The following is a 19670-nucleotide window of genomic DNA, read 5'->3' as shown; positions in this document are numbered from 1 at the left end:
CCCAGGAGTCGATACTGCGCTAGAACTAGAACACGTTCCAGTTTAGGGGGTGCGGGTGGACTTCACGCTCGACGACACGCGGAGCACCCTTCGCGAGGTGGCGGCCGAGGTGTTCCGCGACGCCCCTTCCGCCGCCTGGCCCACGCTGGTCACCGCCGACATGGACGTGCTCAGCGCGATGGTGGTGCTGACCGAGGCCGGCCGGGCGGCGACGTCGCTGCCCGGGCTCGCGCTCGGCGTGCTGCCGCTGGCCAGACACGGCATCGAGGTGCCGGACGGTGCCCGCGTCACCGCCGCGTTGCACGAACCGTCCGACCCCATGACGTCACGGCCGCGCACGCGGGCCGCTGGCGGCGTGATCAACGGGGTGAAGATCGGGGTGCCGGACGCCGTCGGGGCGCACCGGATCCTCGTGCCCGTGTCGACCGACGAGGGTTCCGCCGTCGCACTCGTCGACCCGGCTTCGCCCGGTGTCACGCTCAATCCCGCCCCCACGTCCAGCGGTTTCCCCGAGTTCAGCCTGCATCTGGTCGACGTGCCCTACGAGCGGACCTTCGACGGGCTGGCCGACCTGCACCGGCTGGCCCTGGCCGGGGCCTGCGCCACGGCCGACGGCCTGCTCGCGGCGGCGCTGGAGCTCACCAGGAAACACGTCGCCACCCGCGAGCAGTTCGGCCGGCCGCTGGCTGCCTTCCAGGCCGTCGCGCAGCAGATCGCCGACGTCTACATCTGCGCCCGAACCCTGCACCTGGCCACCTGGTCGGCGTGCTGGCGGCTGGCCGAGGGACTGGACGCCGAGTCCGATGTGGACATAGCGGCGCACTGGTTGGCCGAGGAGTTGTTGCCGGCCGTCAGAACCTGCCACCACCTGCACGGCGGCCTCGGCCTCGACGTCACGTATCCGCTGCACCGCTACTACTCGCTCGCCAAGGACCTGGTGCGCTCGATCGGCGGCGCACGGCATCGTCTGGAGGCGCTGTGCACATCGAACTGACCGCCGCGCAACGCAAACTCCGCGACGAGCTGCGCGCCTACTTCTCCGGGCTGCTCACACCGTCCGAACGCGACACCATGCTGACCGCCCGGCACGGCGAGATCTACCGCGAGGTGGTCAAGCGCATGGGCCGTGACGGTTGGCTCGGCGTCGGCTGGCCGGTCGAGTACGGCGGCCACGGCTTCGGCGAGATCGAGCAGCAGATCTTCGTCAACGAGGCCGCGCGGGCCGATGTGCCGCTGCCGTACGTGACGCTGCAGACCGTCGGCCCCACGCTGCAGTCGTTCGGCACCGAGGAGCAGAAGTCCTATTTCCTGCCCCGAATCCTGTCCGGCGACCTGCACTTCGCCATCGGCTACACCGAGCCCGCCGCCGGCACCGACCTGGCCTCGCTGCGGACCAAGGCGGTGCGCGACGGCGACCACTACGTCGTCAACGGGCAGAAGATCTTCACCACCGGCGCCCACGACGCCGACTTCATCTGGCTGGCCTGCCGCACCGATCCGGACGCCCCCAAGCACAAGGGCATCTCCATCCTGATCGTCGACACCACCGATCCCGGCTACTCGTGGACGCCGATCATCACCTGCGACGGCGCGCACCACGTGAACGCCAGTTACTACAACGATGTCCGCGTTCCCTTGACACGGCTCGTCGGCACCGAGAACGCCGGCTGGCGCCTGATCACCACCCAGCTCAACCACGAGCGCGTCATGCTGGGCCCGGCCGGCCGGATGGCCGCGCTGCACGACCGCGTGCACGAGTGGGCGGCCAAGCACGACCTACTGTCCCATGTGGACGTTGCCACCACGCTGGCCCGCGTCAGAGCCACCGTTCGGGTCAACGAGCTCCTGAACTGGCAGGTCGCCGGCTCGGCGTCCACCGGCCTGGACCGTGTGGCCGACGCCTCGGCGACCAAGGTCTTCGCCTCCGGCCGCACCCAGACGATCACCGCCGAGCTGGAGGAGATCGTCGGCCGGCACGGCGACCCGGCCGACCGGGACACCGCGGAACTGGTGCGCTGGCTGGACGTGCAGGCCAAACGCAACCTGGTGCTGACCTTCGGAGGCGGCGTGGACGAGATCCAGCGGGAACTGATCGCCACGGCCGGCCTGGGACTGCCGAGGGTGCCGCGATGAGCGCCGCGAGCGGATCAAGCGCGGAGACATCCGCCGTGACCGGCGAAGGCGCCGCCGCCGTGGGGACCGACGATGCCTCTGCGCGCATCACCGCCGTGGCCGACAAACTTCGTGCGGCCGGCGAATGCACACCGCGGCCGGCCCGAGATCCCGTCAACGAGCCGATGATCAACAACTGGACCGAGGCGCTGGGGGACCGCAACCCCGCCTACCCGGCGGTGGCGCCGCCGGCGATGATCCAGGTGTGGACCATGGGTGGCCTGCACCCGGAGCGCAGCGAGGACGACCCGCTGGGCGGGATGATGGAGGTCCTCGACGCCACCGGCTACACCTCCGTGGTGGCCACCAACAGCGAGCAGACCTACCACCGCCACCTGAAGCCGGGGGAGCGGCTGGCGGTGACCAGCCGGCTGGAAGAGGTCGTCGGCCCCAAGCAGACGGCGCTGGGCGAGGGTTGGTTCGTCACCACCCGCAGCACCTGGTGGTCCGGCGACGAGCCGGTGGGCGAGATGATGTTCCGGGTCCTGAAGTTCAAGCCGAAGCCGGCGACGCAGGCCTCCGTGCCGCCGATGGTCAGCCGGGACACGGCGTTCTTCTGGGACGGCACCAAACTGGGCGAGCTGAGGATCCAGAAGTGCGCGGCCTGTGGTGCTCTGAGGCATCCGCCGGGCCCGATGTGCCCGCGCTGCAACGCACTTGCCCCCACGCACATCGTCTCCGGCGGGCTGGGCGAGGTGTACAGCTACGTCGTGCACCACCATCCGCAGGTGCCCGGCAAGCAGACGCCGTTCGTGATCGCCCTGGTGGAGTTGGAGGAGGGCGTTCGCATGCTCGGCGAGCTGCTGGACGTCGACCCGGAGCAGGTCAAGGTCGGACTGCCGGTGCGGGTGCGGTTCGTGCCCTCGGGCGAGTTTGTCCTGCCGGCGTGGGAGGTTCGATGATACAGCTGCCGGAACTCGCCATCGACGTCACGCCGACGTTCGTGATCAGCACGGCGTTGGCGACGCGGGACTTCCAGGACGTGCACCACGACCGGGACAAGGCCGTGCGGCGGGGATCGAAGGACATCTTCCTCAACATCCTCACCACGACCGGCCTGGTGCAGCGGTTCGTCACCGACTGGGCCGGCCCGGACGCCTTCGTCCGCAACGTGTCGATCAAGCTCGGAGTTCCTTGCTACGCCGGGGAGACGCTGACCCTGAGCGGGGAGATCACCGCGCGGGAGGGATCCGAGGCGACCGTGCGGGTCGTCGGGCGCAACAGCCTCGGCAACCACGTCACCGGCACGGTCAAGGTGGTGCTGCCATGACCGCCGCGATCGCCGGCATCGGGACGACGGAGTTCTCCAAGGACTCCGGCCGCAGCGAGCTCCGGCTGGCCGTGGAGGCCGTGACGGCGGCGCTGGCCGACGCCGGGCTCAAACCGTCTGATGTGGACGGACTGGTGTCCTTCACCATGGACAGCAACGCCGAGATCGCCGTGGCGCGGGAACTCGGCGTTCCCGAGCTGACGTTCTTCAGCCGCATCAACTACGGCGGCGGCGCGGCCTGCGCGACCGTGCAGCAGGCTGCGATGGCCGTCGCGACCGGAACCGCCGAGGTCGTCGTGTGCTATCGGGCCTTCAACGAGCGCTCCGGCCACCGGTTCGGCCAGTTCGCCACCGCCGCGGCCACCATGCCGACATCGTCCGGTGTGGACAACAGCTGGTCCTACCCCATGGGCCTGGGCACGCCCGCCTCGACCGTGGCGATGGTCGCCCGGCGCTACATGCACGAATTCGGCGCTACCAGCGAGGATTTCGGCCGCGTCGCCGTGACGATGCGCGAACACGCCGCCACCAACCCCAATGCGTGGTTCCACGGCCGGCCGATCACCCTGGCCGATCACCAGTCCTCGCGGTGGATCACCGAGCCGCTGCACCTGCTCGACTGCTGCCAGGAGAGCGACGGGGCCGTCGCCATCGTCGTCACGTCCGTGGCGCGAGCACGCGACCTTGCCCAACCCGCCGCCGTCGTTTCCGCCTCGGCGCAAGGAAGTTCCTCCGACCAGTATGTGATGAGCAGCTACTACCGCGACGACATCGCCCGGCTGCCGGAGATGGGCCTGGTCGGGCGGCAGCTGTGGCGTCAGGCCGGCTTCGGGCCGGACGAGATCGACGTCGCCGTGCTGTACGACCACTTCACGCCGTACGTGCTGATCCAGTTGGAGGAGCTGGGTTTCTGCGGTCGCGGCGAGGCCAAGGAGTTCATCGCCGACGGCCGGATCGGGCTCACCGGCACCCTGCCCCTCAATCCCCACGGCGGCCAGCTCGGCGAAGCGTACATTCACGGCATGAACGGCATCGCCGAGGCGGTCCGCCAGATCCGGGGCAGCTCCGTGAACCAGGTCCGCGGCGTGGAGAACGTCGTCGTCACCGCCGGCACCGGCGTCCCCACCAGCGGTCTTGTCCTGACGCGGGACCGGTGATGCCGGTCCACCTCCCCACGGCCATGGTCGCGCGCTACCGGGCGGTCGACCGCGAGCTCGTCGGCTCCGCCCTCGTCGACACCCCACACCACCTCGACGCCCTCACCGCCGACATCGGCGCGCGCGGCATCCTGACTCCGCTCAGCCTGGGCTTCAACGAGGAGTTCGCCACACTGGACGGCAATCACCGCATCGCCGTCGCGCTACGCCTCGGCCTGGAGTCGGTGCCGGTCGAGGTGTTCCGGCAGCCGCTGGACCCACGTCCCGGCCACGCCAAGGCCATGCACAGGGACGACCTGTCCGTGCTGCTCACGGCACTGCGATAGCGATCCCGCGCGGGACGTCGAGGGTCGGCAGGTTCGGCCTGCGGCGAGACATGACGCGGCTGAGCAAGCGGAGTGCGCCGCGTCCGACAACAGATGTTGTCGGGCTCAGCGACGGCAGGCCGACGGCGACACGAGTGTTGTCGTCGAGGGCGGCGGCCAGACCAGCGCGGCCCAGCGCCTGCAGCACGCCGTTGCCGCCGATCACGTCGGCCAGCTGGGCGCCGACGAGCCGCGCGCCGACCGTCGAGAAGGCCTGGTGCTCGCGCTCGTAATCCACGATCAGGCGTTGCAGCCCGGCCCGATCGCCGGGAAGATCGCGCAGGCCCATGTGCTGGCCCAGCCGGGTGTAGAAGACAACGGTGGCCGCGACCTCCGAGTCCGACCACGGGCGGCGGCCGAAGTTCTCGGCCCACCACATGGGGAACTCGGCCACCACCGCCAGCCCGTAGCCGACGTCGGCCCGGGTGAGCCGGACATGGCGGTGGCCCTGGTTCATCCGGCTCAGCGCGGCCCGGGTCGTCGGGTGCTCGGTGCCCAGGCGGGCGACGGTCAGCAGCATCCGCAGCGCCTGCTTGCTGCGGCGGTTGGGATCCGACTCGAACTCGCCGGTGGAGCCGAAGGCGGCGGCCAGATGCGGCACCGACGACACGTGGCACAACCCGACCGCCAGCCCCAGCCAGAAGTCCCAGAAGGTCGGGCCGGTCAACAGATCCCAGGTGGCTTGCTCCGCCACGACATCCTGCCCACGCATCTGCTCCTCCAACGGCTTGGTCCGTTTTCACGGGTACCAGCCGGCGGAGTGCGATGCGGAGGTCGCCGAGGGAATCGTTCGGAACGGGCGACAACACGTCCCGATCGGTCGGACACGGCGGATTTCGTGTTCGGAATGCACGGGACCGGTGCACGCTAAGCGATGTTGTAGGCCCCGGTGAGCACGGGACGGTCCGCCACGGAGGTCTCGAACCGGCCGTCCCACAGCCTCGTGCTGAGCGTGTCGCCGGGGAGGACCACGCCGGCGAAGCGGGCCTGGAACTCCGGCACAGCCGAGCCGAGATGGTCCACAATGGACTTGTACACCATTCCGTAGGTGCACAGACCGTGCAGGATCGGGCGCGGGAAACCGGCCCGGGCGGCGAACTCGGGATCGACGTGCAGCGGGTTCCGGTCGCCGCACAGCTGGTACCACAATGCCTGCTGCGGAAGCGTTTGCGTGACCAGGACGGCATCGGGCGGGCCGTCGGGAAGCGTGGACCTGGCCGACGGGCCGCGGTTGCCGCCGAAGCCGCCGTGGCCGCGGGCGAAGATCTCCGAGCGCATGGTGTAGAGCGGGGGGCCGTCGAGATCGGCGACCTCGTACTCGGTGACGATCACGGCGGCCGAGCCCTTGTCGTACACGTCGGCGATCCGGCCGGTGGCCCGGGCCTTGCCGCTGGTGGGCAGCGGGGCGTGCACGGTGATCTGCTGCGAGCCGTGCAGGGTGTCGGCCAGGTCGATGTCGATGCCGGGGAACACCACCGCCGGCGGCTCGGTCACGTGGAACGTCGGCGCGACGATCCCGAACGTCGACAACACGGTGAGCTGCGGCTCGAAGGCGTACTTCAGCTCGGTGGCGCCCAGGGCCAGGTGGTAGAGGATCACGTCCGACGCCGCCCACTCGAACTCGCGTACGCCGAGGGAGGCGCCGACGGCGATCTCGGGATCAATGGACACCGGGCTGCTCCTTCACCGCGGACATCGCCAGCGCCGCAAGGTAACCGAAGGTCATCGCGGGGCCGATGGTCGCCCCGGGGCCAGCGTAGGTGTGGCCCATCACCGACGCGCTGGCGTTCCCGGCGGCGTAGAGGCCGGGGATGGCCGTGCCGTCCGGGCGCAGCACGCGGCCGTCGACATCGGTGCACAGGCCGCCCTTGGTGCCGAGGTCGCCCGGCACGATCCGCACCGCGTAGAACGGCGGCTTGACCAGCTCGGCGAGGCTGGGATTGGGGCGCACGCGAGGATCCCCGTAGTAGTGGTCGTAGGCGCTGTCGCCGCGCCCGAAGTCCTGGTCCTTGCCGGTCCTGGCGTAGCCGTTGAACGTGGAGACCGTGTCCTGCAAGGCCTCGGCCGGCGCGCCGATGGCCGAAGCCAGCTCCGCCAACGTCTGCGCCTTGTGCACGGCCCCGCACTTGTGCCAGCGGCCGGGCAACGGCCGTCGCGGCGGCACGCCGGCGAAGATGTAGCGGTCACGGTAGCGCTGGTCGGCGATCAGCCAGGCCGGCACGCTTCCCGTGTCCCGCATGGCATGCACGGCGTCGACGTACGGGGCGGCCTCGTTGACGAAGCGCTTTCCCTCGCCGTTGACCAGGATGCAGCCGGGCAGGGTCCGCTCCGACAGGCAGAAGTACGGGCCGCCGCTGAGCGGGATCGACGGACCCCACCACGCGTCGTCCATCAGGGCCACGTCGGCCCCGAGCTCCTGGCCGGCCAGGATGCCGTCGCCCTCGTTGCTGGGCGCGCCGACCGTCCAGTCGATGCCGATGTCCTGCCACTTCGACCGCATCGCCTCGTTGCGCTCGAACCCGCCGGAGGCGATCAGCACGCCGTAGCGGGCCCGGTACTCGCCGGTGGGCGTGACCACGCCGACGACACGATCGCCCTCCGTCAGCAGGGAAACCAGCGGTGTGTCGAGGTGGACCTCCACGCCGGCCCGGCTCAGGCCGACCCGCAGCCCGGCCGCAAGCGCTTGCCCCATCGTCAACAACCGTTGTCCGCGCAGTCGACCGATGATCCCGCGGACGCCGACCCGGGCCGCCCGCGCCGGTCCGCGCACGTTGCGGGCGATCAGCGTGAGCCACTTGTAGTCGGCGGCGGTGATCGGCAGCGGACTCGGCACGTACGGCTTGGCCAGCAGCCGGCGGTCGTCGCCGAGCAGGTTGGCGTCGAACGGGCGCGGCTCCACCGACCGGCCTCGTGGCCGTCCGCCTGGCCGCTCGGGGTAGTAGTCGCTGTAGCCGGCGACCCAGCGCAGCCGCAGCGGGCTGTTGGCCAGCACGAACGACAGCATCCGTGGTCCATGGTCGAGATAGGCCCGCTGCCGCTCGGCCGACACGTCGGCGCCGACGATCGACGCCAGGTAGGCGCGGGCGTCCTCGTCGCTGTCGTGGACGCCGGCCCGGGCGAGGACCTCGTTGTTGGGGATCCAGATGCCGCCGCCGGAGCGGGCGGTCGAGCCGCCGAACCGGTCGGCCTTCTCCAGCACGACCGTGCTCAGGCCGCGGCGGGCGGCGGTCAGCGCGGCCGTCATGCCGGCGGCCCCGCTGCCGACGACAACGGTGTCGAACTCTGGCATGTAGAACAGGTTATAGACAACAACGCCTGGAACGCTATGGTTGGAGGCGTAGAAACTGAAACACGTTCTACTCGGGAGGTCGGGTGCTCGCGGGGGTCGTGGTGATCGGGTTCGGGGCGGCCGGCGCGTGCGCCGCGATCGAGGCCGCCGAGGCCGGGGCGGACGTGCTCGTGCTCGACCGGTTCGACGGCGGCGGGGCGACCGCGCTGTCCGGCGGCGTGGTCTACGCCGGCGGCGGCACCGCCCAGCAGGCCGAGGCCGGCATCGCCGACACCGCCGACGCCATGTACGACTACCTCCGGCACGAGGTCGGCGACGCCGTCACGCCGCAGACGCTGCGGGCCTTCTGCGACGGCAGCTCGGACATGCTGGCGTGGCTGGAGGAGCGAGGCGTGCCGTTCGCGTCGAGCGTCTGCCCGTACAAGACGTCGTACCCGACGGACCGGCACTACCTCTACTACTCGGGCAGCGAGACGCTGTACGACAACCCGGCCCCGCGCGGTCATCGCACCGCCGGCCGCGGCACCTCGGGAAAGCTGCTGTTCCAACGGCTTGAGCAGGCGGCGATCGACCGGGGTGTGCGGATCATGCGGCGCACCACCGCCCAACGGCTGATCACCGATCCGAACGGCCGTGTCACCGGCGTCGTGTGCCGGCAGCTGACCGGGTTTCCGGCCCGCCTGCACCGGTTCCTGGGTAAGCTCGCCGCCAAGCCCGGCCTGTACGTGCCGTCGCTGCGTCGCCGTCTGCACCGGTCCATCCGCCGCATCGAGAGCCGGCACGGCGTCGAGACCACCATCGATGCCCGCGACGGCGTGATCCTCTGCGCCGGCGGGTTCGTGGCGAATCCCGTGATGATGAAGGAACACGCGCCCGCCTACCGGCGTGGACTCCCGCTCGGCACCCTGGGCGACGACGGCAGCGGCATCCGCCTCGGCGCCGACCTCGGGGCCGCCACGGCGAAACTCGATCACGTGTCGGCCTGGCGGTTCGTGACGCCGCCGAGCGCGTTGATGAAGGGCAAGCTGATCAACCGGTCGGGCGAGGAGATCTGTGACCTCAACCGCTACGGGGCGGCCGTCGGCCACGCCATGATCACCGAGCACGGCGGCCAGGCCTGGCTGCTGGTCGACGGCCCGACGCTGGACGAGGCCAAGCGCCAGATTCCTTCCCAGACAACCTGGTTCCAGCGGTTGCAGACCCACTACCTGCTCGGCCGGGCCCGAACGACCTCCGACCGGCTGGACGAGCTGTCCCGGCGCACCGGCGTCATGATCAAGGGATTCCACGGCCGGCCGCCGTTCTCGCTCATCGACGTCTCCATCAAGCGCAGCGTCGGCTACCCGTGCCCGATGCTCACGCTCGGCGGCCTCGTCGTCGACGAGCGCACCGGCGAGGTGCTTTCCTCCGACGGCGCCGCCATTTCCGGTCTGTACGCCGCCGGCCGCACCGCCGTCGGCATCTGCTCCAACTCGTACGTCAGCGGCCTGTCTCTGGCCGACTGCGTCTACTCGGGCCGACGGGCCGGCCGGCACGTCGCCGCGGTGAGGAGGTCCGGTGCTCAGCGCTGACCAGCGTGCCGAAGCGGCCGCCCGGCTGTCCGCCGCGGAGCGGGACCGGGCGCCGATCCCGCCGCTGACCGCCGTATGGCCGGAGATCGACGTGGTCGACGCATACGAGATCCAGCTGCTCAACATCCGCCGCCGCGAGCGGCCCGTGCTCGGGCACAAGGTCGGCCTGTCGTCGCTGGTCATGCAGCAGATGATGGGCGTCGACGAGCCCGACTACGGGCACCTGCTCGACGACATGGCACTGGACGAGGGGCAGTCCGTGCCGCTGCGGTACTGCCAGCCGCGGGTCGAGGTCGAGGTCGGTTTTGTGCTGGGCGACGACCTCCCGGGCGAGGGCTGCACCGAGGACGACGTGCTGCGGGCCACTTCCGCGCTGGCCCCGGCGATCGAGCTGATCGACAGCCGGATCGCCGACTGGAAGATCGGACTGGCCGACACCATCGCCGACAACGCCTCTTCGGCCGGCTTCGTGCTCGGCGCGGCCCGGGTGCCGCCGGGGGCGCTGGACATTCGCAAGATCGAGGCCACGTTGCGGCGCAACGGAGAAGTGGTCGCCGAGGGCCGATCCGACGCCGTGCTCGGCAATCCCGTCACCGCCGTCGCCTGGCTGGCCCGCAAGGTCGCCGACTTCGGCGTCCGGCTGCGGGCCGGCAACATCGTGCTGCCCGGCTCGTGCACCCGTGCCATCGACGTCCGTCCCGGCGACCGGTTCCAGGCCGACTTCACCGGCCTGGGCCGGGTTTCCCTGAACTTCGCATCGATCACCTCTGGGGAGGGCTTGTCATGACGGCGACGGCCGCGATCGTCGGCTCCGGCAACATCGGCACCGACCTGATGCACAAGCTGCTCCGGTCGGATCTGATCGATCCACTGTGGATGGTCGGCATCGACCCGTCGAGCGTGGGCCTGGCCCAGGCGCGGGAACACGGCTTGCAGACCTCCGTCGACGGTGTGGACTGGTTGCTGGCTCAGGACGTGCGGCCGGATCTCGTGTTCGAGGCCACCTCCGCCGCCGTGCACCGGGCCAACGCCCCGCGCTACGAAGAGGCCGGCATCAAGGCGATCGACCTCACGCCGGCGGCGATCGGGCCTTACGTCGTGCCGCCGGTCAATCTCGGCGAGCACCTCGACGCCCCCAACGTCAACCTGATCACCTGCGGCGGGCAAGCGACAATACCCATTGTCAAGGCCGTGTCGCGGGCGGTTCCGGTCAGCTACGCGGAAATCGTCGCCACCGTGTCCTCGCGGTCCGCCGGTCCCGGCACCCGGGCCAACATCGACGAGTTCACCCGGACCACCAGTCACGGCATCGAGGTGATCGGCGGCGCACGGAAGGGCAAGGCGATCATCGTGCTGAACCCGGCCGATCCGCCGATGGTCATGCGGGACACCATCTTCTGCGCCATTCCCGAGGACGCCGACACCGAGCTGGTCGCGGTGTCCATTCGGGACATGGTGGCCGAGGTCGCCGGCTACGTGCCCGGCTACCGGCTGCTGGACGAGCCCCAGTTCGACCCGCCCTCGCCGGCCACCGGCGGCATGGCGCGCGTGTGCGTGTTCATCGAGGTCGAGGGGGCCGGCGACTTTCTCCCGCCGTACTCCGGGAATCTGGACATCATGACCGCCGCCGCGACGCGCGTCGGCGAGCAACTGGCGAAGGGCTGAGCGATGGACGTCCGTGTCACCGACACGTCGTTGCGGGACGGCTCGCACGCCAAGCGGCACCAGTTCACCGTCGACGACGTGCGCAACATCGTTGGGGCGCTGGACGATGCCGGCGTGCCCGTCATCGAGGTCACCCATGGCGACGGGCTCGGCGGCTCCTCGTTCATCTACGGCTTCAGCCACACCCCCGAGCAGGAGCTGATCAAGACCGCCGTCGCCACGGCCAAGCGCGCTCGCATCGCCTTCCTGATGCTGCCCGGCGTGGGCGTCAAGGACGACATCCTGGTGTCCGCTGACAACGGCGCCCAGATCTGCCGCATCGCCACCCACTGCACCGAGGCCGACATCTCCGTGCAGCACTTCGGCCTGGCCCGCGAGCGTGGGCTGGAGACCGTGGGATTCCTGATGATGTCCCACTCCCAGCCGCCGGAAGTGTTGGCGCGGCAGGCCAGGATCATGGCCGACGCCGGCTGCCAGTGCGTGTACGTCGTCGACTCCGCCGGCGCCCTGATCATGGACCAGGTCGGCGAGCGGGTCTCGGCCCTGGTCGCCGAGCTCGGCTCCGACGCCCAGGTCGGCTTCCACGGCCACGAGAACCTCGGCCTCGGCGTCGCCAACTCCGTCATCGCCTACCGCGCCGGCGCCCGTCAGATCGACGGCAGCGCCCGCCGCTTCGGCGCCGGGGCCGGCAACACGCCAGTCGAGGCCTTCGTCGGCGTCTGCGACAAGCTCGGCATCACCACCGGCATCGACTTCTTCAAGATGCTCGACGCCGCCGAGGACGTCGTCGCCCCCGTCATGGACCAGGAATGCCTGCTCGACCGCATGGCCCTGCTCATGGGCTACGCCGGCGTCTACTCCAGCTTCCTGCGCCACGCCTACCGCCAGGCCGAGCGCTACGGCGTCTCCGGCCCCGAGATCCTGGTCCGGGCCGGCGAGCGGCGCCTGGTCGGCGGCCAGGAGGACCAGCTCATCGACATCGCCCTGGAGCTGCGGGGGCGGTAGAACTGGCGCATGACCGTCGTCACCTTGCTCCACCCCGGCGCGATGGGCGCCGCCGTCGGCCGGCAGGCCGTGTCCGCCGGGGCCACCGTGCTCTGGGTCGGCGCCGGCCGCTCCGACGCCACCCGCCGCCGCGCCGTCGACGCCGGCCTGGTCGAGCGGCCTTCGGTCGACGCCGCCCTAGCGGAGTCCGACGTCGTGTTCTCGATCTGCCCGCCCGCCTTCGCCGAGGATGTCGCTCTGTCGGCCGCCGGCTTCACCGGCGTCTACGTCGAGGCCAACGCCATCGCCCCTGAGCGTTCGCAGCGCATAGCCCAGCTGCTGCCGTCGGCCCGGTTCGTCGACGGCGGCATCATCGGCGGCCCGCCCTGCGCTTCGGGCTCCACCCGCCTGTACCTCTCCGGCCCCTCCGGCGGCGTGCCCGAGCTGTTCGCCGGCACCGCCCTGGAGGTCGTCGTGCTGGACGGCAAGGTCGGCGTCGCCTCCGCCCTCAAGATCGCCTACGCCTCGTACCAGAAGACCACCTGGGCCCTCGCCGCCGTTTCCCACGCCCTGGCCGCCGCCCACGGCGTCGGCGCCGAGCTGCTGGCCGAGGCCGCCCGCCTCCAGGCCCGCCCCCTGCTCCAGACCGACTCCTACCCCTCCGTCGCCGCCCGCGGCTGGCGTTGGGCCCCCGAGATGCTCGAAGTCGCCGCCTCTCTCCGCGCCGCCGGCCTCCCCGACGGCCTGGCCCTCGGCTCCGCCGACACCATGCGCCGCTGGGAACCCGCCAAGGACCGCACCGACCTGCCGGTCGAGGACGTGCTCGGGCTGCTTGCGCCCTGACTGTCGACAGAGCGCCATTTTCGTCGACTTTCGACGGTGACGCCGGCGACGTCCTCAGTGGACAGAAGCCGCCGCACGCACCCGAGGCTAGCGGCGGAATCGGACCTGTGCGGGAAGCGCCGGCCGATCAGGCAGGAACTCGGATCCAGAGGTCGGGCGGCCCGGTGACGGCGCGGGTGTCGGTGGGGCGGAGGCCGGCGAACGCGAAGCAGTAGGCGACGGGAGCGTCCTCGTAGAGGTAGGAGAGCAGCGGATTCTCGTCGTCGGGGTCGACGCCGCCGCCGGGGTGGAGATCTGAGCCGATGATCTCGCCGTCACGGACGATGTCGCCCTGGTTGCCGCTCTTGGGATTGGCGTACAGGTCGTAGCAGGTGGTGCCGGCGGACAGGGGCACCGTGAGCTCGGACCCGGTCGGCGCGTAGCCCCAGGGCTGCGCGATCACGCAGCCGCCGGGCACATCGGTGGCCCACATGGTCGACAGGTCGCCGGTCGACTCGGGCTCGACGACCGTGGCGTTGATCCGACGGACCGCCTCGGCGGCGTCGATGCCGGCGACGCACGCCAGGCCGAGGCCCTCGTAGTCCAGGTCGTCGAACAGGGCGATGAGCCGGTGGCTTTCGCGCACCGTCTCGGCCTCGTCGTCGCTGAGGGATGCGGTGGTGTCGAACAGGTCGGGGGTGGGGCCGGTGAGGCTGAGCCGTGCCGGCGACCAACCGGACATCATGTCCCGCAACGGATCCGCGTCGGCGGCGGCCAGGATCCGGGCGTTGTCCGGCTGACGCGCGGCGACCGCCCGCCACAGCGCCGTGGCCCCGTCGTGCAGGGCGTCCACGTCGGCCACCCGGCGGGCCAGCTCCGCCACCACCTCCGGCGATCCGCGTTCCGCCGCCTGATGCAACGCAGGCCCGGCCCAATCGTTGTCGGCATCCGGGTCCGCGCCCGCGGCCAGCACCGCCCGCACCTTGTCGAGGTCGGCCCACCCGTCGTAGCCGATGTCACTCCAGTTCACGGTGGATCATCCTGGCCTGGATACGGTGTCCGCGTGAGGCTTTTGGCCAAGGGGCGGGACGCGGACGTCTTCGACATCGGGAACGGCCGGGTGCTGAGGCGCTGCCGCTATGACGGTGACGTCGCGAAAGAGGCGGCGGTGATGCGTCGGCTCCGGGCGGACGGATTCCCGGTGCCGGCGGTGTATGAGGCCTCGGGCCGGGACCTGGTGATGGAACGGGTGCCGGGTCCAAGCCTGCTCGCGGCGATGAGCAGCGGCGACAAGGGAGTCGTGGAGGCGGCGGAGATCATGCTGGCCCTGCACGAGAAGCTTCGCGGGGTTGGGATCCTGCATCTGGATCTGCACCCGGACAACATCCTGCTTGGCCCGGACGGACCGGTGCTGATCGACTGGACGAACAGCGCGGAAGGACCGCCGGAGCTGGACGCGGCGGTGTCGGCGCTGATCCTGGCGCAGGTGGCGGTGGGGGAGGCGGCGCTGGCGGGGCTGGCCGAAGGGCTGTTGCGCGAGTTCGCACCGCGGACGGATGCGGTGGCGGAGTTGAACCGCGCCGTGGAGTACCGCCGGGCGAATCCGACGATGACGGAGCGGGAGTTGGCGGACCTGGACCGGGCGGCGGAGCTGGTCCGAGACGTCACGGCAGGACGGTGACGACCATGCGCCGCACGGCGTCGGGGGAGGGCGGTCCGGCCTGGCGGTCGGCGAACAGCATGTGGGCGCTGCCGATGAGGGCCAGGCCGAGGGCGTCGATGTCGGCATCCGCGGGGAGACGGCCGAGGGAGCGCTCAGCCGTCAAATAGCCGTGGACGAGGGCGGCGGCCTCGGAGGCGAGGGGAATGCCGGGCCCGAGGGCGGCGCGCAGGCGCTGCCGGAGGTCGTCGCGGAAGGTGATCAGGGCGACGATAGCGACGGCCACCGAGGAGAACACGTCGGTCAGGAACGCGGTGAGGGTGTCGACGACGGAACCGGCGCCGGGGACCAGGGGCAGCGCGGACAGCCGGGCGACGCGGTCGAGCACCAGCTCGCTCAGAAAGGCGTCGAAGTCCGCGAAGTGCCGGTGCAGCACGCCTTTGGCGAACCCGGCCTCGGCGGTGACGGCCCGGCTGGTCAGGGCGTGCGGACCGTCGCGCAGCAGCACCCGCTCGGCGGCGTCGAACAGCTGCGAGCGGGCGTCCTGGATGTGAACCCCAGTCGGCACGGGGCGCACTCTATCCAAGTGGGCGGCCGCCCACTAAGGTGGGCGCATGCCCACTCCGGATCAGCAGCGCGCCGTGGCGGAGTCGTTCGGCATCGACCCCGCCCGATACGACCGCAATCGCCCGTCCTATCCGAATGATCTGATCACGCGGATCGTGGCCGGCAGTCCCGGCCCGACCGTCCTGGACGTGGGCTGCGGGACGGGCATCGCCTCGCGTCAGTTCCAGGCGGCCGGCTGCACGGTGCTGGGCGTCGAGCCCGACGCGCGGATGGCCGACTTCGCCCGGTCCACGGGCGTCGAGGCCGAGGTGTCGACCTTCGAGGCCTGGGACGCCCGAAAACGACGGTTCGACGCGGTGGTCTCGGGCACCGCCTGGCACTGGGTGGACCCGGTCGCCGGCACGGCCAAGGCGGTCGAGGTGCTCAGGCCGGGCGGCCGGCTGGCGACCTTCTGGCACGTGTTCGACCTGCCGAAACCCATCGCCACGGCGTTCGCGGAGATCTACCGCCGGGTGGTGCCGGACGCGCCGTTCGACTTCAACACCACCAAGTCAATGATCGAGCTGTACGAGGCCCAGTTCGAGCGGGCGGCCGACGGCATGCGCCAGGCCGGCCTCACCGAACCGGAGATCTGGCGCTACCCCTGGGAACGCCATTACACCCGCGACGAATGGCTGGAACTGCTGTCCACCCACGGCGGCATGACCCCGCTCACCGCCGACCAGCGCGCGGAGATCCTCACCGACATCGCCCCGGCCCTCGGCGACGGCTTCACCCTGCCTTACCTGACAGCAGCGGTGACAGCCACGACCTAGGGTTCGGCACGACGCCGGTGTTCGAGGCGGCGGGATTCCGCCGGTGGTGTGCACTCAGGCAGTGTCCGAGCGCCGTCCGCGCTGGCTGATGCGGCTGGAGTTCGACCTTCCCGGTTAGGATGTCGCGGTGCGGGTCGGTGTGTTCCTGCCGACCGTGGGTCGGGGCGGCAGTCCGGGCGACGTCGTCGCGTATGCGCGGCACGCGGAGGCGCACGGGCTGGACGCGGTCTGGGCCGGTGATCAGATCGTGGTGGGCTCCGGGACGCCGATGCTGGATGCCATGGTCGTGCTGACCACGGCGGCGGCGGTGACGGAGCGGATCCGGGTGGGGTTCGGCGTGCTGATCCTGCCGCTACGGCCGGTGGCGGCGGTGGCGAAGCAGGTCTCGGCGCTCCAACATCTCTCCAGCAACCGGGTGCTGCTCGGGGTGGGCTCGGGCGGTACGCCGCACGGCGTCTCCTCGTGGCAGGCGGTCGGGGTGCCGCAGGGTGACCGAGGCCGGTTGACGGATGCGGCCCTGGCGGTGCTGCCGGGCCTGGTCACGGGCAAGCCGACGAAGCTGGCTCATCTCCCCGGCACGCCGACGATCACGCTGGCGCCGGGGTCGCCGATGCCGCCGGTGATCGTCGGGGGCGCGGGACGGGTGGCGATCCGCCGCACCCTGGAGTTCGGGGACGCCTGGTTCCCGTCGATGGTGACGCCGACCTCGGTCGCGGCCGTCCGCCAGATCCTCCACGACGGCGCGGACCAGCGCGGACGCAAGCCGCCGACCATCACAACGGGCGTGGTCGCGTCGCTGGGTGACGGGGCCCCGAGCCGGCAGGCGCTGGTCTCCAGCCTGGCCAACGGCTTCAAGATCCCCCTGGAGCAGGCCGAGTCGATCCCGATCACCGGGGTCGGCCGGGAGGCGGCGGACCGGATGGCCAGCCACTTCGCGGCCGGGGCCGAGGAGCTGGTGGTGAGTTTCGCCGGCGGCGACTGGTTCAGGCAGGTGGAGCTGCTGGCGGAGGCCCGTCAGTCCTCGTAGGTGACCTCGACCTCGTCGGTCACGGGAAGGGCCTGGCAGGCCAGGGCATAGCCCTCGGCCAGATCGTCGTCATCGAGAACCTCGTTGTGCAGCAGGCGGACCTCGCCTCGGACGATCCGGCACGCGCAGGCGCTGCACTGGCCCTGCCGACACGAGTACGGGGCGTCCAAACCGCTGTCCAGCAACACATCCAGCAGACGCTTGTGCGAGGGCCAGGCCAAACGCTTGCGGACCCCGTCCAAGGACACGTCCACAGTGGACGAGTCTCCGGTCTCGGTGATCTCCTCCTGGAAGACGTCGAACCGCTCGACCCGGGCCGACGGCAGGACGGAGACCACGGCGTCCATGAACGGACCGGGGCCGCAGACGAATGCCTCACGAGCGCCGAACGGAGAAGCCCAAGCCTCCAGCTGGGCCTGAGAAGGAATGCCCTGGAGGCACTCCAGCCAATGCGTCACCTGAAGGCGTGCAGGGTGCTCGGCGGCCAACCGCCGCAGCTCGGCAGCGAAGATCACCGACGACGGGTCACGGTTGGCGTAGAACAGAACCATCCGACCGGACCCGGCCGCCAGCACGGACTTGATGATGGACATGACGGGAGTGATCCCGCTCCCGCCGGCGAACAGCATCAGATCCCGGTCCAAAGAGGACGGCACGAAAACCCCGGCCGGGTCCCGAGCCTCCAGCACGGTCCCGGCGACGACGGAGGAGCAGATCCACGAAGAGCAGGCGCCACCGGGCATGCGCTTGACGGTGACGGTCGGTTTCTCGCCGGTGTAAGGGGAACTGGACAGCGAGTAGCACCGCTCTAGCCCGTTCGGCAGCCGGAACGTCAGGAACTGCCCGGGCTCGTAGGACAGCTCCGCGTCCAACACCAGGGACACGGCGTCGGCGGTCTCCGAGATCACCTCGGCCACCCGGACCTCACTCATCGGCGGGCACCTCGATCGAGCCCTCACGAACGGCCCGGTCGATGCTGTCTCGCAACGCGGGACAGCCGGCGACCTGCGGGCCCAACCGCGAGCAGGTGGCGGACTGCCACTGCACGCTGGTGTGCTGCGGGCTGTTCTTCTTGACCAGCACGGTGGTTCCGCAGCCGTCGCACACGTGCGGCCGCAGACCCTCGGTCAGGTACCTGGCCGACTCGCGCACGGGCTCAGCCGCCCCGCCGGGCCAGGTTCTCGGCGACCTCCCGCTGCCACACCTCGTTGGCCCGCGTGGTGTCCACCTCGAACTCGAACCGCCGCACCATGTCGTCCTGGACGTCCTCCACGTCCACGTAGAACTGCTCGTACCAGCGCCGGAGCTGGTACACCGGGCCGTCCTCCTCGCACAGCAGCGGATTGTCCACACGGGACTTGTTGCGCCAGATCTCCACGTCCTGAAGGAAACCCACGCCGGTGTTCTTGGCGAACTTGCCGGCGATCTTGTTGGCCTGGTCGTCGTCCATGCCGGGGAACTTCTTCACGATCGCGCCCCACTGCAACACGAAGGAGTTGGGCGTCACCGGGTAGTGGCAGTTGATCAACACCGTCTCGACGGTGGCCCCGTGGAAGTCGTTCCACAGGTAGTCGATCATGTAGGACGGCCCGTAGTAGGACGCCTCGGACCGCGTCGCCAGGTCGTTCTCGCCCGAGTAGGCCGTCTTGGCGTGCACGTCCGGCCGGGCCTTGGAGTTCAGGTACTGGCTGGCGGTGTGCCCCTCGAACACGTTCTTGAAGTACGTGGGGAAGGCGAAGTGCACGTAGAAGAAGTGCGCCATGTCGACCACGTTGTCGACGATCTCCCGGCAGTTGGCGCCCTCGATGAGCACCGAGTCCCAGGTCCAATCGCTCCACTCGTCGGAGAAGGCGCCCTCGATGGCCGGGATGGCCAGCTCGGGCGGCGGCGGGTTGCCCTGCGGGTCGTGCCAGACGAACAGCTGCTTGTTCTGCTGGCACGTGGTCCACGCCCGGGTGCGCGCCCGCAGCGGCACCCGCTTGGCGTACGGGATCGACTTGCAGCGGCCGTCCCCGCCCCAGCGCCAGTCGTGGAACGGGCAGGCCACCTCGGTCCCCTTCACCGTGCCCTGGGTCAGGTCCCCACCCATGTGCCGGCAGTAGGCGTCCAGTACGTTGAGCGAGCCGTCGGTGCCCTGGAACACCACCAGTTTGGTGCCAAAAGCCTGCACGGCGTGCGGCTGCCCGTCGGCGAACTGTGCGACCAGCCCCAGGCAGTGCCAGCCCCGAGCGAACCGGGACGGCGGCGCGCCGGCCTCGATCGTGCGGACGTCGGTACCCATCACACCTCCAGAGGCGACTACTGGA

22 protein-coding genes are annotated in these 19670 nt (G+C 70.6%); 14 read left to right on the top strand and 8 right to left on the bottom strand.

Annotated features, from left to right (window positions below):
* Window positions 1-55: 55 nt before the first annotated feature.
* The 6 genes from AB0M73_RS35375 to AB0M73_RS35350 are packed head-to-tail and all read left to right on the top strand — an operon-like array spanning window position 56 to window position 4925.
* Entirely contained in the window at window positions 56-994 is a 939-nt protein-coding gene (locus tag AB0M73_RS35375) for an acyl-CoA dehydrogenase family protein (protein WP_363900271.1), read from the top strand.
* Window positions 979-2133 (top strand): acyl-CoA dehydrogenase family protein, encoded by a 1155-nt coding sequence (locus tag AB0M73_RS35370; protein WP_363900268.1) that lies wholly within the window; start codon window positions 979-981, stop codon window positions 2131-2133. The genes AB0M73_RS35375 and AB0M73_RS35370 overlap by 16 nt, the downstream gene beginning before the upstream one ends.
* Before the next feature lie 59 nt (window positions 2134-2192).
* Complete coding sequence (locus AB0M73_RS35365; RefSeq protein WP_363900306.1) at window positions 2193-3074, top strand: Zn-ribbon domain-containing OB-fold protein; 882 nt, start codon at window positions 2193-2195, stop codon at window positions 3072-3074.
* Complete coding sequence (locus AB0M73_RS35360; protein ID WP_363900265.1) at window positions 3071-3442, top strand: MaoC family dehydratase; 372 nt, start codon at window positions 3071-3073, stop codon at window positions 3440-3442. The genes AB0M73_RS35365 and AB0M73_RS35360 overlap by 4 nt, the downstream gene beginning before the upstream one ends.
* Entirely contained in the window at window positions 3439-4599 is a 1161-nt protein-coding gene (locus tag AB0M73_RS35355) for a lipid-transfer protein (RefSeq protein ID WP_363900262.1), read from the top strand. Before AB0M73_RS35360 ends, AB0M73_RS35355 begins: the two co-directional genes overlap by 4 nt.
* Window positions 4599-4925: a hypothetical protein gene (locus tag AB0M73_RS35350; protein ID WP_363900259.1), complete on the top strand. Its 327-nt coding sequence runs from the start codon at window positions 4599-4601 to the stop codon at window positions 4923-4925. The genes AB0M73_RS35355 and AB0M73_RS35350 overlap by 1 nt, the downstream gene beginning before the upstream one ends.
* On the opposite strand, the gene AB0M73_RS35345 is transcribed toward AB0M73_RS35350, so the two are convergent.
* The 3 genes from AB0M73_RS35345 to kstD form a co-directional block, all read right to left on the bottom strand.
* A complete protein-coding gene (locus AB0M73_RS35345) occupies window positions 4909-5676 on the bottom strand; it encodes a hypothetical protein (RefSeq protein WP_363900257.1) in 768 nt (255 codons plus the stop codon). The two genes, AB0M73_RS35350 and AB0M73_RS35345, sit on opposite strands and share 17 nt — an antisense overlap.
* Window positions 5677-5831: 155 nt before the next feature.
* The gene (locus AB0M73_RS35340; protein WP_363900254.1) at window positions 5832-6635 is read right to left on the bottom strand and encodes a MaoC/PaaZ C-terminal domain-containing protein; all 804 of its coding nucleotides are present in this window, start codon (window positions 6633-6635) and stop codon (window positions 5832-5834) included.
* Window positions 6625-8253: a 3-oxosteroid 1-dehydrogenase gene (gene kstD / locus AB0M73_RS35335; RefSeq protein WP_363900251.1), complete on the bottom strand. Its 1629-nt coding sequence runs from the start codon at window positions 8251-8253 to the stop codon at window positions 6625-6627. Before kstD ends, AB0M73_RS35340 begins: the two co-directional genes overlap by 11 nt.
* A gap of 83 nt (window positions 8254-8336) precedes the next feature.
* On the opposite strand from kstD, the gene AB0M73_RS35330 reads away from it, so the two are divergent.
* From AB0M73_RS35330 to AB0M73_RS35310, 5 genes are read left to right on the top strand one after another with little or no spacing between them, the layout of a single operon-like run.
* Window positions 8337-9824, top strand: coding sequence for an FAD-binding protein (locus AB0M73_RS35330; protein WP_363900248.1), 1488 nt, complete (start codon window positions 8337-8339; stop codon window positions 9822-9824).
* Window positions 9811-10611 (top strand): 2-keto-4-pentenoate hydratase, encoded by an 801-nt coding sequence (locus AB0M73_RS35325; RefSeq protein WP_363900245.1) that lies wholly within the window; start codon window positions 9811-9813, stop codon window positions 10609-10611. Before AB0M73_RS35330 ends, AB0M73_RS35325 begins: the two co-directional genes overlap by 14 nt.
* The gene (locus AB0M73_RS35320) at window positions 10608-11489 is read left to right on the top strand and encodes an acetaldehyde dehydrogenase (acetylating) (RefSeq protein WP_363900243.1); all 882 of its coding nucleotides are present in this window, start codon (window positions 10608-10610) and stop codon (window positions 11487-11489) included. Before AB0M73_RS35325 ends, AB0M73_RS35320 begins: the two co-directional genes overlap by 4 nt.
* A gap of 3 nt (window positions 11490-11492) precedes the next feature.
* Window positions 11493-12494: a 4-hydroxy-2-oxovalerate aldolase gene (gene dmpG / locus AB0M73_RS35315; RefSeq protein ID WP_363900240.1), complete on the top strand. Its 1002-nt coding sequence runs from the start codon at window positions 11493-11495 to the stop codon at window positions 12492-12494.
* Window positions 12495-12503: 9 nt separating this feature from the next.
* Window positions 12504-13316, top strand: coding sequence for a DUF1932 domain-containing protein (locus AB0M73_RS35310; RefSeq protein WP_363900237.1), 813 nt, complete (start codon window positions 12504-12506; stop codon window positions 13314-13316).
* A gap of 127 nt (window positions 13317-13443) precedes the next feature.
* On the opposite strand, the gene AB0M73_RS35305 is transcribed toward AB0M73_RS35310, so the two are convergent.
* Window positions 13444-14325 carry an ankyrin repeat domain-containing protein gene (locus AB0M73_RS35305; RefSeq protein WP_363900234.1) on the bottom strand — a complete coding sequence of 294 codons (882 nt, stop codon included), beginning with the start codon at window positions 14323-14325 and terminating at the stop codon, window positions 13444-13446.
* Between the two features lie 33 nt (window positions 14326-14358).
* Here AB0M73_RS35305 and AB0M73_RS35300 point away from each other — a divergent pair, with 33 nt between their 5' ends.
* Window positions 14359-14976: a phosphotransferase gene (locus AB0M73_RS35300; RefSeq protein ID WP_363900231.1), complete on the top strand. Its 618-nt coding sequence runs from the start codon at window positions 14359-14361 to the stop codon at window positions 14974-14976.
* Here the strand turns inward: AB0M73_RS35300 and AB0M73_RS35295 are convergent.
* Window positions 14960-15523: a TetR/AcrR family transcriptional regulator gene (locus AB0M73_RS35295; protein WP_363900228.1), complete on the bottom strand. Its 564-nt coding sequence runs from the start codon at window positions 15521-15523 to the stop codon at window positions 14960-14962. The genes AB0M73_RS35300 and AB0M73_RS35295 overlap by 17 nt on opposite strands.
* Before the next feature lie 46 nt (window positions 15524-15569).
* Between AB0M73_RS35295 and AB0M73_RS35290 the strand changes: the two genes are divergently transcribed.
* Both AB0M73_RS35290 and AB0M73_RS35285 read left to right on the top strand, forming a co-directional pair.
* Window positions 15570-16337 (top strand): class I SAM-dependent methyltransferase, encoded by a 768-nt coding sequence (locus AB0M73_RS35290; protein ID WP_363900225.1) that lies wholly within the window; start codon window positions 15570-15572, stop codon window positions 16335-16337.
* Between the two features lie 127 nt (window positions 16338-16464).
* Window positions 16465-17364 (top strand): LLM class flavin-dependent oxidoreductase, encoded by a 900-nt coding sequence (locus tag AB0M73_RS35285; protein WP_363900222.1) that lies wholly within the window; start codon window positions 16465-16467, stop codon window positions 17362-17364.
* Here AB0M73_RS35285 and AB0M73_RS35280 read toward each other — a convergent pair.
* From AB0M73_RS35280 to AB0M73_RS35270, 3 genes are read right to left on the bottom strand one after another with little or no spacing between them, the layout of a single operon-like run.
* Window positions 17352-18296 carry a ferredoxin--NADP reductase gene (locus AB0M73_RS35280; RefSeq protein WP_363900219.1) on the bottom strand — a complete coding sequence of 315 codons (945 nt, stop codon included), beginning with the start codon at window positions 18294-18296 and terminating at the stop codon, window positions 17352-17354. The genes AB0M73_RS35285 and AB0M73_RS35280 overlap by 13 nt on opposite strands.
* Window positions 18289-18516: a hypothetical protein gene (locus tag AB0M73_RS35275; RefSeq protein ID WP_043725191.1), complete on the bottom strand. Its 228-nt coding sequence runs from the start codon at window positions 18514-18516 to the stop codon at window positions 18289-18291. Before AB0M73_RS35275 ends, AB0M73_RS35280 begins: the two co-directional genes overlap by 8 nt.
* 4 nt (window positions 18517-18520) lie before the next feature.
* Window positions 18521-19645, bottom strand: coding sequence for a Rieske 2Fe-2S domain-containing protein (locus AB0M73_RS35270; RefSeq protein ID WP_043725192.1), 1125 nt, complete (start codon window positions 19643-19645; stop codon window positions 18521-18523).
* Between the last annotated feature and the right edge of the window lie 25 nt (window positions 19646-19670).

This window comes from Kutzneria sp. NPDC051319 (assembly GCF_040682195.1).
Lineage (GTDB): Bacteria > Actinomycetota > Actinomycetes > Mycobacteriales > Pseudonocardiaceae > Kutzneria.
This window is presented reverse-complemented; position numbering and strand designations above follow the sequence as displayed.